This window comes from Noviherbaspirillum sp. (assembly GCF_035944575.1).
GTDB lineage: Bacteria > Pseudomonadota > Gammaproteobacteria > Burkholderiales > Burkholderiaceae_D > Noviherbaspirillum.
This window is the reverse complement of the sequence record NZ_DASZBA010000021.1, coordinates 1-14,275: the sequence shown is the minus strand read 5'-3', so window position 1 is coordinate 14,275 and position 14,275 is coordinate 1. Positions and strand designations below refer to the sequence as shown.

Genomic DNA, 14,275 nt, shown 5'->3' with positions numbered 1-14,275 from the left:
ACTCCTCGCAGGCATCGGTACCGGAAGCATTCGAAGCAGGGCTGCAAGCCGCCCGCCGGGGCGCATTCACGCACATGGCCTTCTGCTGCCGGGCGCTGGTGGTCACCGACCGCATGCCGCCCGAACATACCGCGTCCTATTTGTCCGGTCTTCTCATCGGTACCGAATTGCACGACATCGCGCAGCGCACTTCCGGCGGCAATGCTGGATCGGCCGGCGTACCAGTGCAGATCATCGGCAGTTCGTCTCTTGCCACGCGGTATCGCAATGCTCTTGAATCGTGGGGCATCGCCGCACGGGTCTGGCAACCCGACGACGTCTATCTCTCGGCACTTGCTGCCTTGTTCAATCTGAAAGCCACAACACCATGAATACTCTCTTTTCTCCGCCGGAGATGCCGCTGGTAGCCATCCTGCGCGGCCTTGCTCCAGAAGAAGCCCCTGATGTCGGACGCATCCTGTTCGATGCCGGCTTCCGCATGCTTGAAGTGCCGCTCAACCGTCCCGGTGCCGCAGATGCAATCAAGGCGTTGCTGAAGATCGCACCGGACGACGCGGTGATCGGCGGCGGCACCATGCTGACGAAAGCCGATGTGGATGAGGTCAAGGAAGCAGGCGGCCGCCTGATGGTGTCGCCCAACTGCGACCCGGATGTCATCGCCTATGCAGTCAGTCGCAACATGATCGTCCTGCCCGGCGTGGCGACGCCGTCGGAGGCATTCCGCGCCCTGCAGGCCGGCGCGCACGGCCTGAAGCTGTTTCCGGCGGAAATGCTGCCTCCAGGCGCCGTCAAGGCGATGGCGTCCGTGCTGCCCCCGGGGACGCCGCTGATGCCTGTGGGCGGCATCCGTCCCGACAACATGGCACCCTATGTGGAAGCCGGCGCGACCGGCTTCGGGATCGGCGGCCAGCTTTACAAGCCCGGCGTCGACCATGCTGCACTGAAAGCCTCCGCCGACGCATTCATTGCGTCGCGCGCGGCGTTGCTGCGCTAGGCCCGGAGGCAGATAACATCGGGCAGCAGCCGGCCGGCTGGTAAAATGTCGGGTTGTTTGATCTATTTCCACGAAGGCTTTTACTGTGCTGTCTACCGCTAATATCACGATGCAGTTTGGCCCCAAGCCGCTGTTCGAAAACATTTCCGTCAAATTCGGCGACGGCAACCGCTACGGCCTCATCGGCGCGAACGGTTGCGGCAAGTCGACCTTCATGAAAATCCTCGGTGGCGACCTCGAGCCGTCCGCCGGCAACGTCATGCTCGATCCCGACGAGCGCCTGGGCAAGTTGCGCCAGGACCAGTTCGCCTATGAGGATATGCGGGTGCTCGACGTGGTCATGATGGGGCACACCGAAATGTGGGAGGCGATGCGGGAGCGTGATGCCATCTACGCCAATCCGGAAGCCACCGACGACGACTATATGAAAGCCGCCGACCTGGAGGCGAAGTTCGCCGAATACGACGGCTATACCGCCGAAGCGCGTGCCGGCGAACTGCTGCTTGGCGTCGGCGTTCCGATCGAACAGCACCAGGGGCCGATGAGCAATGTCGCGCCCGGCTGGAAGCTGCGTGTCCTGCTGGCGCAGGCGCTTTTCTCCAATCCGGACATCCTGCTGCTGGACGAGCCGACCAACAACCTCGACATCAACACCATCCGCTGGCTGGAAGGCGTGCTCAACGAGCGCAACTCCACCATGATCATCATTTCCCACGACCGGCACTTCCTGAACCAGGTCTGCACCCACATGGCCGACATGGATTACGGCACGCTGAAGGTCTATCCGGGCAACTACGACGACTACATGCTGGCGTCGTCGCAGGCGAGGGCACAGCAACTGTCGGCCAATGCCAAGGCCAAGGAAAGGGTCGCCGAACTGCAGGATTTCGTGCGCCGCTTCTCGGCGAACAAATCGAAGGCCCGGCAGGCGACATCGCGCGCCAAGCAGATCGAGAAGATCAAGATGGAGGACGTCAAACCGTCGAGCCGCCAGAATCCGTTCGTGCGCTTCGACGGCGAGAAGAAGCTGCACCGGCAGGCTGTCGAGGTGCAGGGCCTTACCAAGGCGTACGACCGCACGCTGTTCAAGAATGTCGATCTCATGGTCGAAGCCGGCGAGAAAATCGCCATCATCGGCGCCAACGGCGCCGGCAAGACTACGCTCTTGCGCTGCATAGGCGGCGACCTCTGCGGCCTGCAGCCGGACCGCGGCACGGCGAAATGGGCGGAAAACGCCAATCCGGGCTACATGCCGCAAGACCCGACTGAAGAATTCGCGGTCGACAAGAACCTGACCGACTGGATGGGCCAATGGACCAAGGAAGGCGACGATGACCAAGCAGTCCGTTCCATCCTTGGCCGGTTGCTGTTTTCCGGCGACGATGTGAAAAAATCCGTAAAGGTGCTGTCAGGCGGCGAGAAGGGACGGATGATGTACGGCAAGCTGATGCTGGGCCGCCACAACGTGCTGCTGATGGATGAGCCGACCAATCACATGGACATGGAATCCATCGAGTCGCTCAACATCGCGCTCGACAAATACGCCGGCACCCTGATCTTCGTGTCGCACGACCGTGAGTTCGTATCGTCGCTCGCCACGCGCATCCTGGAAATCAAGGATGGCGAAATCATCGACTTCCAGGGAAATTACGAGGATTATCTGACCAGTCAGGGTATCGAGTAAGCAGGCGGAGAGGGCGTATCAGAAAGCGGGATCAGGAAGCCGCAACGGGTTTCGCTTCCTCGGATGCGCCTGTATCACCGGACGGCGATTCCTCGAGGTTCAGAAGCTGGTCGAGCCGGTTGCCCAGACTTCTTGCCATCTCGCTGCCTTTGGCCTTGAGCACTGCGTCCAGGTATGGCTGACGTATCGCCCGGAAATCATCGATGGAACCTGCCCGTTCGACCTTCAGCTGCAAGCCGTACCCGCGCAGTCCGATCGTGCTCTTGATGGTTTCGTTGTAAAAGTGATAGATCGCCTGGAACTGGTTCTCGCCAGGAGGCAGTATGGAAGACGGGGCTTGCTTCTGCTTGTCTTCTTCGACCGCATCCACCGGCGTTTCATCCGCTTGAGCCATGGGTGGCGCAGCGGGCGGCTCTGGTGAGAATGCCGGCGCCTGTCCATTGGCAGGTGCGATGAAACCCAGTGCAAAAAGTTCGTTGACGCTTTGCTCGTCTATGCCGATGGTGCCGACTTTTTTGAGCAGGTCGTTTGTGTCATGTTTGCCATCGATCATGACCAGCAGGGTACGCAGGCGCGGCGCGAGATGATGTTTTCTTGTGGAAATTTCTTCCCGGCCTTTTTCGGTCTTGTCGTAAATTGTATTTGTCATGGCCTTTGTCTCCTTCAGGCAGATGATGCTGCAACGATATCGCAGGCGTTACTTTTGGGCTACCAAGTCGTTTCTTATAATGCCGAAAAGAAATACGTCTGTTGATGTTGCTCAACCTCAGTATGCTACCGTTCATAACTTTGGTAAACCTGAATGTTGCTCCTGGGAATCATATTTGAAGCATTGAAATGATATATAAAAGCAATCAAATGCTTGAAACCGCATGTATTTCCTATATGTATGCTGAGCCTGTAATCCTCGAAATGCCAAATCCACGCTTCGCCCTCTTTAGTTGATCCACGAGATGCAAACCATCAAAACCATTGAATTTGAACGCCCGCAAATGCAATCCGGCACCAGCTGCACTGCGAATGCCTGGGCGCGAACACCCGCACAGCCGTCGCCCCAACAGAAGGCGGAACTCAAGCAACGCATCAAGCACCTCCTGAAAGAGCGCAAGGCCGTATTGGTTGCACATTATTACGTCGATGCCGACCTGCAGGATCTTGCTGAAGAAACCGGCGGCTGTGTATCCGATTCGCTGGAGATGGCGCGCTTCGGCCGTGACCATCCGGCTGAAACGCTGGTGGTGGCCGGCGTCAGATTCATGGGCGAAACTGCAAAGATCCTCAGCCCGCAGAAGCGCGTGCTGATGCCCGACCTCGACGCGACCTGCTCGCTCGACCTCGGCTGCCCGGCGGATGAATTCGCCGCATTCTGCGACACCCATCCGGATCGCACCGTCGTGGTGTACGCAAACACCAGCGCTGCCGTCAAGGCGCGCGCCGATTGGATGGTGACGTCGTCGATCGGCCTGGATATCGTGCAGCACCTGCATGCGCAAGGTAAAAAAATCCTGTGGGCGCCCGACAAGCATCTCGGCGGTTATATTCAAAAGAAAACCGGCGCCGACATGCTGCTATGGCAGGGGTCGTGCCTGGTGCATGACGAGTTCAAGGGTATCGAGCTTGAATTGCTCAGGAAAGAGCATCCGCGCGCCAAGGTCCTTGTGCACCCGGAATCGCCTGAAGCGGTGGTGGCGCAGGCCGACGTGGTCGGCTCCACCTCGCAACTGATCGCCGCCGCGCAGACGCTGGATGCCACCGAATTCATCGTCGCCACCGACAACGGCATCCTGCACAAGATGAAGATGGCCGCGCCTGGCAAATACTTCATCGATGCGCCGACGGCCGGCAACAGTGCAACCTGCAAGAGTTGCGCGCATTGCCCGTGGATGGCGATGAATGGCTTGCAGAATCTGGCGGATGTGCTGGAGAACGGCCGCAATGAAATCCATGTCGATCCGGAAATCGGTCGCAAGGCCTATGTATGCATCGATCGCATGCTGGATTTCGCGGCGAAAAAGAAAGCCAATGTCCGGCCCGGCCCGAATCTGGCAAGCGAACAAAAACTCTTTCAGGGAATCGGTCCGGCATGAGCACGTTGAACAATCCGTTTGCGCCTTTCGACGCCGCACTAGCTGTCGCCTTCGAATCAAATATCCGCATCGCGCTGGAGGAAGATGTCGGCCCGGGCGACCTCACTGGCAAGCTGGTGCCGGAAAATGAATGGGTGAAGGCGCGCGTGATTGTGCGCGAGGCAGCGGTGCTGTGCGGCGCCCCCTGGTTCGAAGGCGTCATGAAACGCCTTGATCCGGGCATGCACATCGACTGGCGCTATCCGGAAGGCGCGCTGATGAGCGAGGACAGCGAAGTCTGCGTCATTGAAGCCCCGGCTCGGGCCTTGCTTACGGCGGAGCGCGGCGCGCTGAATTTCCTGCAACTGCTTTCCGGCGTTGCGACCGCAACGCGGCAGTATGTCGATGTCATTGCCGGGACCCGCGCCGCGATCCTCGATACCCGCAAGACACTGCCTGGATTGCGGCTTGCACAGAAATACGCGGTGCGCGTGGGCGGCGGCAAGAATCAGCGGCTGGCCCTGTACGACGGCATCCTCATCAAGGAGAACCATATCGCGGCGGCGGGTGGCATCGCGCCCGCCGTGCGCGCCGCCATGGCGCTGAACGCCGACGTCTCCATCCAGGTGGAGGTGGAAAGCCTGGACGAACTGGAGCAGGCTTTGGCGGCCGGCGCAACGTCGGTGCTGCTGGATAATTTTTCGTTGCAGATGATGCGCGATGCGGTACAGCTTTCTGCCGGTCGAGCGGTGCTGGAGGCGTCGGGCGGGATCAACATGGCCACCGTACGGGCTATCGCCGAAACCGGCGTGGACCGGATTTCGATCGGCAGCCTGACCAAGGATGTGAAGGCGACGGATTACTCCCTGCGGATAATTGGCTAGAGTGCTTTCGGTCTGACTGTGCCAGGCGAGGCCGAGGTGGTTTGCCTGCGGAACAAGGGTGGAGCGGGCAATTGGGCAGCATGCTGCCGTCCGCGAAACGGCATCCGCTTGCAAGCGGATGCGCGCCCTGCAAGGGTGGTGACGCGACATGGCGGGCCATGGCAAGGAAGCCTCGGCGGCCCCGCACAACGCCGTGCCGCTGGCAAAGCGCCCGGCATCGACGGTACGGTCAGACTGAAAGCGCTCTAGGCCCGACGTTCTCTAACGTTCCGTGGCGGACGAGAGCGCGAGCCTCCCGGCGCTTTGCGGCGTGCCGGCGTCCGCCGACGGCACTGTTTCCATGCGCTGGCGCCAACGCGGATGCGCATGGTTTGACGTCCATACTTCCAGATGCAGCTGGGACAGCAGCACCGAGTCATTCAGCAGCCGGAGTTTTTGCGACGGGTCGATCGCATCCGGCCCGCCGCGCAGCATCCGCTCCAGCAGGTGACTGCGGGGTTCGGGTGCCAGGTCAGGACGACGCGGCCTTCCCGCCGCGCAAACCAGCGCATTGATCACCGGATCCACCACCGCATCGACGAAGGTTGGTTCATGCACTGTTTCGCTCGCATAGGCATACGTCTGCCGCAGTTCCACCGGCGGCTCGGCTTCTTCCGGAATCAGAAACAGCTTTTTTGCCCGTGCCAACCGTCCCGGCGATACGCGGCTCGACCATACCGATAGTGGCGCCGACAGCATCAGCGCGCCGGCAATCGGCAGCAGCCACGGCAGGAATGCCGGATCGAGCAGGTAGATACCTACTGCCCAGGCGAGTCCCAGCAACATGTGAAGGCCATGCTTGCGCAGCGCCTCGCCCCATGATGTCGCGGAGTCATGCCGTGGCGGCGACTTCCATGGAATATCGATGCCGAGAAATGCGGCGATGACGAAAAAAGTATGGAACACCATCCGCACCGGCGCGAGCAGCATGGAGAACACCATCTCCAGCAATGCGCTGGCCGCGACCCGCAGCTTGCCGCCGAACGGCTTTGCGCCATGCACCCAGACTACCAGCACGCTGAGTATCTTCGGCAGCAGGAGGAGGGTGGCCGTGGTGGTGAACAGCGCAAGCGCCCTGGCGGGATGCCACTGGGGCCAGGTCGGGAAGAGCTGGCGCGGCTCGGTGAAGTACTGCGGCTCGACGAGCGTATGCAGTGCAAGCAGGCCGGTCGATATGGCCAGAGACAAGAACCAAAGTGGCGCCGACAGGTAGGCCATCACGCCGGTAATGAATACCGCCCGGTGCACCCCGTGCATGCCGCGTGCCGTCAGCAGGCGGAAATTCATCAGGTTGCCGTGGCACCAGCGGCGGTCGCGCTTGACCTCATCCAGCAGGTTGGGCGGCATCTCCTCATAACTGCCGTCAAGGTCGTAAGCGATCCACACCGCCCAACCGGCACGGCGCATCAGCGCGGCTTCGACGAAGTCGTGCGACATGATTTCCCCGGCGAGCGATCCGCGGCCGGGCAGCGGCGAGAGGGCGCAATGCCGCATGAAGGGCTCCATGCGGATGATGGCGTTATGTCCCCAGTAATGCGATTCCCCCAATTGCCAGTAGTGCAGCCCGGCAGTGAACAGCGGGCCGTACACGCTGCCGGCGAATTGCTGGATACGCGCATACAGGGTTTCCCTGCCGGCGGCGCGCGGGGCCGTCTGGATGATGCCCGCGCCCGGATTTGCCTCCATCAGCCGCACCAGCGTGGTCACGCAGTGGCCGCTCATTACGCTGTCGGCATCGAGCACGATCATGTAACGGTAGTTCTTGCCCCAGCGCCGGCTGAAGTCGTCGATGTTGCCGCTCTTGCGCTTGACGCGCCGGCGCCTGCGCCGGTAAAAGATGCGGCCGAAACCGTCCACGGTGCGGCACAGCGCTGCCCATGCCGCCAGTTCGCTGGTGCAGATGTCGGCATCGTTGCTGTCGCTGAGAAGGAAGAAATCGAAGCGGTCGAGTTCCCCGGTGCGGGCGATCGATTCGTAGGTGGCCCGCAAGCCGGCCATGACCCGCGGCACATCTTCGTTGCAGATCGGCATCACGATGGCCGTGCGGGCGGACGGATCGAGAGGCTTGTGCGGATCAGCCAGGTGCGACACCGCGAAGCGGTCGTCGCCGCGCATCATCACCAGGAACCCCGCCATCGCAGTCCAGAAGCCGGCGGACACCCAGCAGAACAGGATCGCAAAGAGGACAAGCACGCCGATCTCGTAAGGTTTTGTACCCTGGTAGGGCATGACCTTTGCCATGAACCATGTCGCGACGATCGTCTGGGAAAATAACAGGAAGAGCAGGACAGCGCGCCGGATATTGCCCTGGTGCTGCCAGCTACCCAGCGGATCAGGGCCGTCGACCACATCATCCTGATCGGTATCCGGTACCGTCGCCGGCCAAGCCTGGCGATTTCCTTCGCTGCGTTCGACCCAATGCCGTCGCCGGCGGAACGTTGTCTGCAGCCAGCGTTTGATCGGATTCAGCGTGCCCCAGGGATGCGGCGCCATCGAACCACGGTTTGGCCGTGGCGCAAGCTCGGGGCGGCCGGGTTCCTCCGGAACGGCGTAGCGCAGCCGGGCTTCGATCGAATCGAAAGCCGGGCCTGCCGAGGATGCCTTTTGTCCGGCCAGCGCCTGGTGTATCGCGGTAATCGCCTCGCGCGGACTCGCCTCGTGAGCGACGACAGCGCTGATATCTTTCCGGACGTGGGCAGGAGGCTGCAGACGATCGAGATATTGATCGCTGCGCGCCGCACCGGACGGTGACGGCGTCACGTCGGGGGAAGTATGTAGCTCCACGTTTCTGATAGAGGATTGTTTCCGTCGCGCAGGAAGGCGCGCAGTTCGACCGGCTTTTTCTCGTCAAGCCGCTTCAGCCGCACCACCATGCGCCAGCCACCGGTGGCTGCGTTCCTGTATGTATTGGTTTCCAGAATCTTCGCGTTGGCGTCAGCGCTGATGACCGCTTCGGCCTTGGCATCGGCCTGCAGTTTTTTCAGCACCGGACCTTCGAAATCGACCGAGAGGGCGATGCTGTCGTCCGGCTTGGCGACGTAACCAAGCCCCCGGCGCGTCTGGCTCACCCAGGCCAGGGGTGGGCGTCGTTCGGTCTGCTTCTGCCAGAGAAGCCGATACTCGATATCGAGGGGCTGGCCCGTCGCGGGCAACGCGTTGGGTACCCAGAATGCGACGATATTGTCATTGGTTTCGTCCGGTGTCGGTATCTGGATCAGTTCCACCCGTCCCGCACCCCATTTACCGATGGGTTCCACCCAGGCGCTGGGTCGCGCTTCGTAGCGTGCTTCCAGATCCTCGAAGTTGGGGAACGCCCGGTCGCGTTGCATCAGTCCGAATCCAAGCGGATTGGTCATCCCGAACGATGTCACCAGCAAGCGCTTCGGATTGACCAATGGCCGCCAGATCCATTCGCCGGTGCCTGAATGAATGGACAATCCATCGGAATCATGGACCTCGGGCCGGTAATCTTCCGTGGCGGAGCGCTGATTCTCGCCGAACAGATACATGCTGGTCAGCGGTGCGATACCGATCTTGGCAATGTTCTCACGCAGGTAAAGCTGGGCCTTCACGTCCATGACGGTATCGACGCCCGGCTTGACGACAAAACGATAGGCGCCGGTGATGCGGGGTGAATCCAGCAGCCCGTAGATCGTGAGCTGCTTTGCTCCCGGTTCCGGCCGTTCGATCCAGAACTGCACGAAGCGTGGAAATTCCTCGCCGGAATGCAGGGCGGTATCAACGGCGATACCGCGTGCCGACAACCCATATACCTGGCCTTTGCCGACGGCCCGGAAATAACTTGCGCCGAGGAACACGACCACTTCATCCTTGTACTGTGTCGTATTGAGCGGGTAATGCACGCGGAAGCCGGCGAATCCGGCGCTTTCCAGGTCCTTGGCGTCCAGGCGATTGGCGCCGTAGTCAAACAGATCCGGATCGAACGCGATTTCCTGGACACGTCCGCCAACGATTTCATTGATCTTCACCTTCGAATCGAAAGTTCTGCCCTGATGAAAAAAAGCGAGTTCGAAGGGCAGCTTGCGGTCTTTCCAGTAATTATGGTCGGGACGGAAGCGTATGTCCCGATACTGGTCGTAGTTCAGGCTCTCCAATGCCCTAGAGATGTTTTTCTCAGGCTTTTTATAGGAAACGGAAGCAAGGCGCTTCGCTTCGGCAGCGGCGTCATCGAAATTGAATGCGAAGCCGGTGGATGACGCAAGACAGACTGACAGGAAGACAAGCGCCTTCCTGCACCAGTCGTGCGAGGGACGTATAAAGCGGGACATGGCTGTGCGTGGGAATGCAATCATCCGGCGATCTTGACACAGTGGTAAGGCAGCCATTTGATGCGCTGCAACCACAGGCCATATTGCACGGATGCATTATGTTCTCAACGGAAAGATATGTTGTTGAGCTGTAAATGCTTTGTCAACGTCGCATCGGGCCCAGCACCGTTGGCAGCGCTTTCGGCAAAGTATCCGGGAAGTCCCGGCTGAAATGCAGCCCGCGGCTTTCCCGGCGGGACAACGCGCTATCGACGATGAGCGACGCGACATCCACGAGGTTGCGCAGTTCGAGCAGGTCCCGCGTGATGCGGAAGTTGGCGTAGTACTCGTAAATTTCCTCGCGCAGCAGGCGGATGCGGTGCTGGGCCCGTTCCAGCCGCTTGGTGGTGCGCACGATGCCGACATAATTCCACATGAAGCGTCGCAACTCGTCCCAGTTCTGGGAAATCACGACTTCCTCGTCCGCATCGGTGACGCGGCTTTCGTCCCATGCCGGCAGCGACATTGCCTTCGGTTTGGGCTGCTGTTCGATATGCTGCGCGGCGGCCTGGCCGAGGACGACACATTCGAGCAGGGAATTGCTGGCCAGCCGGTTGGCGCCGTGCAGGCCGGTGTAGGCGGTTTCGCCGACCGCATACAGGCCGGGAAGATCAGTGCGGCCGCACATATCGGTGACGATGCCGCCGCAGGTGTAATGCGCCGCCGGGACGACGGGGATCGGCTGCTTCGTGATGTCGATGCCGAGTTCCATGCAGCGTGCATAGATATTCGGGAAATGCTCCTTCAGGAAAGCCGGAGGCTGATGACTGATGTCGAGATCGACATAATCGAGGCCGCGCTTCTTCACCTCGAAGTCGATGGCGCGCGCCACCACGTCGCGCGGCGCCAGTTCCGCACGTTCGTCGTGCGCCGGCATGAAACGCGTGCCGGCAGCCTCGCCGGCTTCCGCCGGCAGCTTGAGCAGTCCGCCTTCGCCGCGCACGGCTTCGCTGATCAGGAAGGATTTCGCATACGGGTGATACAGGCAGGTCGGATGGAACTGGATGAACTCCATGTTCGCAACCCGGCAGCCGGCGCGCCAGGCCATCGCGATGCCGTCCCCCGTCGCGGTGTCCGGGTTGGTGGTATAGAGATACACTTTCCCCGCGCCGCCGGTGGCAAGCACGGTATGATCGGCGGCCAGTGTCGTCACCTTGCCGGTCTTGACGTTCTGCACGTACAGTCCGACGCAGCGCGGCGCGCCGCCGCCGATCCGGTCGGAGCGGATGACGTCGATGGCGAAATGGTTTTCGAGGATGGTGATGTTCGGGTGGGAGCGGGCTTTTTCTTCCAATGTCACCTGGACCGCATGTCCGGTCGCGTCCGCCGCATGGATGATCCGGCGCTGGCTATGCCCGCCTTCGCGGGTGAGGTGGTAGCCGAGTTCGGCGCCGGCATCGCGGGTGAAGGGCACGCCCTGCGCGATCAGCCACTCGATTGCCTCGCGGCCATGCTCGACGATGAAGCGGGTCGCTCCTTCGTCGCACAGGTCGGCCCCGGCCACCAGCGTATCGCCGATGTGCTGTTCATGGCTGTCGCCGGAATCGAGTACCGCGGCAATGCCGCCTTGAGCCCAGTTGCTTGCGCCGTCCAGCAGGTTGCGCTTGGAAATGACAACGACTTTGCGGGTCTGTGCAAGATGCAGGGCGACCGATAGGCCGGCGAGTCCGCTGCCGACGATGGCGACATCACATTTCATAGGATATGGTGGAGCGGATTGCAATTTCCGCTGCCGTGGAAAAAGTTTGAGCCGGCATCTTATCACCTGGCAATCGATCGTTTACCGCTGTGCTACTCTGCTGCGGTGCTGAATTTAGGTAGGGAGATCCCCTGGTATGACTGGAATGTTGAAAAAATTTGCTCTGGCTCTTCTGGTGCTGCTCACGGTCCTGGTTGCCGGAATATTATGGTACCGGTCCGCCGTGCAGCCTCAGGTCGATGGCAGCCTGAAGTTGCCGGGACTGACGGCCGCGGTCGAGGTAATCCGTGATGCGGAAGGTATCCCGCATATTTACGCGAAATCCTCCGCCGATGCCTACTTCGCGCTCGGCGTGGCGCATGCGCAGGACCGGTTGTGGCAGCTTGAAATCAATCGCCGCATCGCCGCGGGCCGCATGGCGGAAATTCTCGGACCGAACGCGGTCGATACCGACCGCTTTCTGCGGACCCTCGGCGTGCGCCGCAATGCCGAACGGATTCTTGCCAATCTCGATCCGGAAACCCGTGCCGCGCTGGATGCCTATGCCAGCGGCATCAATGCCTATCTTGCCAACCGCAGCGGCCCGTTGCCGCCGGAATTCATCCTGACCGGCGCGCCGGCCCCGGCGCCCTGGCATCCGGTCGACTCCATCGGCTGGCAGACCATGATGGCCTGGGACCTGAGCGCCAACTGGTCGCAGGAATTGCTGCGCATGCGGCTCGCGCAGCGTCTGTCGCTGAAGCAGATCAATGAATTTCTGCCGCCTTATCCCGGCGATCCGGTCACCGCAACGCGTGACTACACTGCGCTGTACCGTGAACTCGCCGGCACGACGAAGCAACTGGAAAAGGTCTCGGCGATCGCGCCGCCGTCCTATGTCGATGGCATGGGTTCGAACAACTGGGTCGTGTCCGGCGCACTGTCGGAAACCGGCAAGCCGCTGCTCGCCAACGACCCGCATCTCGGGCTGTCGGCACCCGCCTTGTGGTACTTCGCCCATCTGTCCGCGCCCGGACTGAACGTAATCGGCGCGACCTTGCCCGGTATCCCGACCGTGGTGCTCGGGCGCAATGACCGGATCGCATGGGGCTTTACCAATACCGCGCCCGATGTGCAGGACTTGTATATCGAGCGCATCAATCCCGCCAATCCCGATCAGTACCAGACTCCTGACGGCTGGGCCGATTTCGCGCTGCGCAAGGAAGTCATCAAGGTCAAGGGCGAGCCCGACGTCATGCTCGATGTCCGCGAAACACGCCATGGCCCGGTCATCACCGGCGCATTGCCGATCCTGGCCCAGGCGCCGCTCGATGCGAAGACGCATGTCGTCTCGTTCGCCTGGACGGCGCTGCGGCCGGACGATCTGACGCTGCAGGCCGGGGTGAAGTTCAACCGGGCGAAGAACTGGACCGAGTTTCTCGAAGGTGCGAAGGATTTCGGCGCGCCGCAGCAGAGCATGGTGTATGCGGATATCGACGGCAACATCGGCTTCGTCGCGCCTGCGCGGGTGCCGGTGCGGTCGCCCGACAATGATCTGAAAGGACTTGCACCTGCGCCGGGCTGGGATGCGCGCTATGACTGGACCGGATTCATTCCTTTCGATGAACTGCCCAAAACCTTCAATCCGGCATCGAACCGGGTTGCCACCGCCAATGAAAAAATCGTCGGCCCGGACTATCCGCATTTTCTGACCAGCGAATGGACCTTGCCTTACCGTGCAAATCGCATCCGGGAACTCCTCGATGCGAAGCCGAAACATTCGATGGAGAGTTTCGCGTCGATGCAGAAAGACGATCTCTCGCTGGCGGCAAGGGAAATTCTGCCCCTCCTGCGCAAGACGGTGCCGCGCAATGAGCGCGCCAAATCCGCGCTGGGCATGCTGGCCGGCTGGGACGGAAGGATGGATGCCGGCCGTGCCGAACCGCTGATCTTCAACGCCTGGCTGCGCTCCGCTTCACGGCAGATCTTCATCGACGAACTTGGCGAGGCCTTGATGAAGGATTACTGGGAGCAGCGTAACGTTCATTTGTCGATGGTGCATGTGTTGACCGACAAGGAAGGGCAGGGTGCCTGGTGCGCCGATGCGGGCAAGCCGAATCCGGAAAAGCCGCAGAGCTGTGCCGACGTATTGGCGGCATCGCTCGACGCCGCACTCGACGACCTGGAACGGCGCTACGGCAAGGACATGGCGGGCTGGCGTTGGGGTGATGCGCATGAAGCCCGGTCCGAGCATCGCCCGTTCGGCCGGGTGGCTCCGCTGGCGAAAGTGTTCGATATCCGGGTGCCGTCGCCCGGCGATACGTTTACCGTCAATGTCGGGCGACATAATCTGCGTGACGAGAAGGAGCCGTTCACCAACCGGCACGCGGCAAGCCTGCGGGCGCTGTACGACATGTCGAACCCGGAAAATTCACGCTTCATTCACTCCACCGGGCAATCGGGCAATGTGCTGTCGCCCCTGTATGCAAACTTTGCGCAGCGGTGGGTCGATGTGCAGTACCTGCCGATGAAGATGGTGCGCACCGAGGTGGAAAAGGGCCGGATGGCGACCCTGACGATTCATCCATGAAGGCATGAGACG

The 14,275-nt window shown here is 61.2% G+C and carries 10 protein-coding genes; 6 read left to right on the top strand and 4 right to left on the bottom strand.

Annotated features, from left to right (window positions below):
* From VGU61_RS01260 to VGU61_RS01250, 3 genes are all read left to right on the top strand, one after another.
* On the top strand, positions 1–371 hold a 371-nt coding region (locus VGU61_RS01260), incomplete at its 5' end, for a 2-dehydro-3-deoxygalactonokinase (RefSeq protein ID WP_326857281.1).
* Positions 368–994 (top strand): 2-dehydro-3-deoxy-6-phosphogalactonate aldolase, encoded by a 627-nt coding sequence (locus tag VGU61_RS01255; protein WP_326857280.1) that lies wholly within the window; start codon positions 368–370, stop codon positions 992–994. The genes VGU61_RS01260 and VGU61_RS01255, both read left to right, overlap by 4 nt.
* A gap of 85 nt (positions 995–1,079) precedes the next feature.
* Positions 1,080–2,678 carry an ABC-F family ATPase gene (locus VGU61_RS01250; RefSeq protein WP_326857279.1) on the top strand — a complete coding sequence of 533 codons (1,599 nt, stop codon included), beginning with the start codon at positions 1,080–1,082 and terminating at the stop codon, positions 2,676–2,678.
* A 31-nt stretch (positions 2,679–2,709) separates the two neighbouring features.
* Here the strand turns inward: VGU61_RS01250 and VGU61_RS01245 are convergent, their stop codons facing one another.
* Positions 2,710–3,327 (bottom strand): hypothetical protein, encoded by a 618-nt coding sequence (locus VGU61_RS01245; protein WP_326857278.1) that lies wholly within the window; start codon positions 3,325–3,327, stop codon positions 2,710–2,712.
* Between the two features lie 304 nt (positions 3,328–3,631).
* Between VGU61_RS01245 and nadA the strand changes: the two genes are divergently transcribed.
* A complete protein-coding gene (nadA, locus tag VGU61_RS01240; RefSeq protein ID WP_326857277.1) occupies positions 3,632–4,765 on the top strand; it encodes a quinolinate synthase NadA in 1,134 nt (377 codons plus the stop codon).
* Positions 4,762–5,628: a carboxylating nicotinate-nucleotide diphosphorylase gene (gene nadC, locus VGU61_RS01235; protein ID WP_326857276.1), complete on the top strand. Its 867-nt coding sequence runs from the start codon at positions 4,762–4,764 to the stop codon at positions 5,626–5,628. Before nadA ends, nadC begins: the two co-directional genes overlap by 4 nt.
* 261 nt (positions 5,629–5,889) lie before the next feature.
* Here nadC and mdoH read toward each other — a convergent pair whose 3' ends face one another.
* From mdoH to nadB, 3 genes are all read right to left on the bottom strand, one after another.
* The gene (gene mdoH, locus VGU61_RS01230; protein ID WP_326857275.1) at positions 5,890–8,451 is read right to left on the bottom strand and encodes a glucans biosynthesis glucosyltransferase MdoH; all 2,562 of its coding nucleotides are present in this window, start codon (positions 8,449–8,451) and stop codon (positions 5,890–5,892) included.
* Positions 8,424–9,956, bottom strand: a complete 1,533-nt coding sequence (locus VGU61_RS01225) for a glucan biosynthesis protein G (RefSeq protein WP_326857274.1) — start codon at positions 9,954–9,956, stop codon at positions 8,424–8,426. The genes mdoH and VGU61_RS01225 overlap by 28 nt, the downstream gene beginning before the upstream one ends.
* Before the next feature lie 142 nt (positions 9,957–10,098).
* The gene (gene nadB, locus VGU61_RS01220) at positions 10,099–11,694 is read right to left on the bottom strand and encodes an L-aspartate oxidase (RefSeq protein WP_326857273.1); all 1,596 of its coding nucleotides are present in this window, start codon (positions 11,692–11,694) and stop codon (positions 10,099–10,101) included.
* 136 nt (positions 11,695–11,830) lie between these two features.
* Between nadB and VGU61_RS01215 the strand changes: the two genes are divergently transcribed.
* Positions 11,831–14,263, top strand: a complete 2,433-nt coding sequence (locus VGU61_RS01215) for a penicillin acylase family protein (RefSeq protein WP_414691576.1) — start codon at positions 11,831–11,833, stop codon at positions 14,261–14,263.
* Positions 14,264–14,275: the final 12 nt, after the last annotated feature.